Source organism: Sphingomonas sp. ACRSK (genome assembly GCF_022346685.1).
Classification (GTDB): Bacteria; Pseudomonadota; Alphaproteobacteria; order Sphingomonadales; family Sphingomonadaceae; genus Sphingomonas; species Sphingomonas molluscorum.
This window is the reverse complement of record NZ_JAKRNR010000075.1, coordinates 1-3,203: the sequence shown is the minus strand read 5'-3', so window position 1 is coordinate 3,203 and position 3,203 is coordinate 1. Positions and strand designations below refer to the sequence as shown.

The window sequence follows — 3,203 nt, the reverse complement described above, 5'->3', positions numbered from 1 at the left end:
TGGTTGCGGGGACAGGATTTGAACCTGTGACCTTCAGGTTATGAGCCTGACGAGCTACCGGGCTGCTCCACCCCGCGCCAGGGTGCATTGCATTGTGAATGGGTTTGTGTGCACGAGCTTCAATGCCTGGCGACGACCTACTCTTCCATCGCTTGAGCGATAGTACCATTGGCGCGGTCTGGTTTCACGGCCGAGTTCGGGATGGGATCGGGTGGGTCACAGACGCTATAGCCACCAAGCAATGAAGCCGGTGCACACAAGTTTTTCAAATCGATGTTGAAGGCTGAGGGTACATCCACATCGTGACAACCAGGGTTGTCGTTGATGGTGGGACTCTTCAAGCGCGAATAGGACAATTAGTATCGGTTAGCTACACGCGTTACCGCGCTTCCACATCCGATCTATCAAGGTCGTGGTCTCCGACCGTCCTAAGAAATCTTATCTCGAGGGAGGCTTCCCGCTTAGATGCTTTCAGCGGTTATCCCGTCCGTACATAGCTACCCTGCTGCGCCGTTGGCACGACGACAGGTACACCAGAGGTACGTTCAACCCGGTCCTCTCGTACTAGGGTCAACTCCTCTCAAATTTCGACGCCCACGGCAGATAGGGACCAAACTGTCTCGCGACGTTCTGAACCCAGCTCACGTACCACTTTAATTGGCGAACAGCCAAACCCTTGGGACCTGCTCCAGCCCCAGGATGTGATGAGCCGACATCGAGGTGCCAAACAACCCCGTCGATATGAGCTCTTGGGGGTTATCAGCCTGTTATCCCCGGCGTACCTTTTATCCGTTGAGCGATGGCCCTTCCACGAGGGACCACCGGATCACTATGACCGACTTTCGTCTCTGCTCGACTTGTCAGTCTCGCAGTCAGGCTGGCTTATGCCATTGCACTCTAACAGTCGGTTTCCAACCGACCTGAGCCAACCTTCGCGCGCCTCCGTTACTCTTTAGGAGGCGACCGCCCCAGTCAAACTACCCGCCACAGAGGGTCCCTGAACCAGTTTCATGGTTCGAGGTTAGACAGTAAACAACAACAGGGTGGTATTTCACTTGATGGCTCCACACCAGCTGGCGCCGGTGCTTCAAAGCCTCCCACCTATTCTACACAGTTCTTGTCCACTGCCACTCTGAAGCTGCAGTAAAGGTGCACGGGGTCTTTCCGTCTAACCGCGGGTACTCCGCATCTTCACGGAGAATTCAATTTCGCTGAGCATGTCCTGGAGACAGTGGGGAAGTCGTTACGCCATTCGTGCAGGTCGGAACTTACCCGACAAGGAATTTCGCTACCTTAGGACCGTTATAGTTACGGCCGCCGTTTACCTGGGCTTCATTTCGGAGCTTGCACCCCTCCACTTAACCTTCAGGCACCGGGCAGGCGTCAGACCCTATACGTCGTCTTGAAGCCGACTTAGCAGAGCCCTGTGTTTTTGCTAAACAGTCGCTACCCCCTGGCCTGTGCCCCCCATGAGTGCTTGCGCATACATGGGGCCTCCTTCTTCCGAAGGTACGGAGGCAATTTGCCGAGTTCCTTCAGGACACTTCTCTCAAGCGCCTTGGTATACTCTACCTGACCACCTGTGTCGGTTTCGGGTACGGTCTATACGGTGGGGCTATTTCCCGGGACAGCTTCGAAGCCAGCTCAATCCGATAAGAGCTGACAACACACGCCATCCGTCACACACCACCAGGCTGCGGAATATTAACCGCATTCCCATCGACTACCCCCTTCGGGCTCGTCTTAGGGGCCGGCTCACCCTGCGCGGATTAGCCTTGCGCAGGAACCCTTGGTCTTTCGGCGAGAGGGCATCTCACCCTCTTTATCGCTACTCATGTCTGCATTCGCACTTCCGATACCTCCACGGTCGGTTACCCTCCCGCTTCACAGGCGTACGGAACGCTCCGCTACCGCGTGATCAAAGATCACACCCTAAGCTTCGGTGCGTGTCTTGAGCCCCGTTACATCTTCGCCGCAGGAACCCTTGTTTAGACCAGTGAGCTGTTACGCTTTCTTTAAAGGATGGCTGCTTCTAAGCCAACCTCCTGGTTGTTTTGGGATTCCCACATGCTTTCCCACTTAGACACGACTTGGGGACCTTAGCTGTAGGTCAGGGCTGTTTCCCTTTTGACGACGGACCTTAGCACCCGCCGTCTGTCTCCCGAGTAGTACTCCTAGGTATTCGGAGTTTGGTTAGGTTTGGTAGATCTCGCGACCCCCTAGCCCATCCAGTGCTCTACCCCCTAGGGTATTCGCTCGAGGCACTACCTCAATAGTTTTCGCGGAGAACCAGCTATTTCCCGGCTTGATTGGCCTTTCACCCCTAAGCACAACTCATCCGGTAACTTTTCAACGTTAATCGGTTCGGACCTCCAGTGCGTGTTACCGCACCTTCATCCTGGTCATGCATAGATCGCCGGGTTTCGGGTCTAATGCATCAAACTATGGTCGCCCTATTCAGACTCGCTTTCGCTACGCCTACACCTAACGGCTTAAGCTTGCTTGATACATTAAGTCACAGACCCATTATGCAAGAGGTACGCGGTCACACCCTAAAGATGCTCCCACTGCTTGTAGGCAATCCGTTTCAGGTACTGTTTCACTCCCCTCATCGGGGTGCTTTTCACCTTTCCCTCACGGTACTAGTTCGCTATCGGTCATGTACGAGTATTTAGGCTTGGAGGGTGGTCCCCCCATGTTCAGACAGGATTTCACGTGTCCCGCCCTACTCGAGTCCTGATACATCACTTTCGCATACGGGGCTGTCACCCGCTATGGCGCTACTTTCCAGAAGCTTCTGCTAGTTGAATATCAGGCACTGGCCTGGTCCGCGTTCGCTCGCCACTACTAACGGAATCTCGGTTGATGTCTTTTCCTCCGGCTACTGAGATGTTTCAGTTCACCGGGTTCGCTTCACCAAAGCTATGTATTCACTTCGGTGATACCTTTCCCATTTAACCCGGCCGATGTTTGCACACCGGCTGAATTAAATGGTGAAGGTGGGTTCCCCCATTCGGAAATCGTCGGGTCAAAGGTTGCTCACACCTCACCGACGCTTATCGCAGCGTGCCACGTCCTTCATCGCCTGTACATGCCAAGGCATCCACGAATTGCCCTTACCTCACGCTTGAGAGTCCACACCACCAACGACAACACTGGATCAGCCCGAAGGCCGACACGAAACTCGGCAGAGCAGTGTTACG

1 tRNA gene and 2 rRNA genes are annotated in these 3,203 nt (G+C 54.5%); all 3 read right to left on the bottom strand.

Annotated elements, in window-relative coordinates:
- The 3 genes from MHZ35_RS17750 to MHZ35_RS17740 all read right to left on the bottom strand — a co-directional run bounded on the left by MHZ35_RS17750 (position 1) and on the right by MHZ35_RS17740 (position 3,130).
- Positions 1-77, bottom strand: a tRNA-Met gene (locus MHZ35_RS17750).
- A 47-nt stretch (positions 78-124) separates the two neighbouring features.
- Positions 125-239 (bottom strand): 5S ribosomal RNA (gene rrf, locus MHZ35_RS17745).
- Positions 240-336: 97 nt separating this feature from the next.
- Positions 337-3,130, bottom strand: a 23S ribosomal RNA gene (locus tag MHZ35_RS17740).
- Between the last annotated feature and the right edge of the window lie 73 nt (positions 3,131-3,203).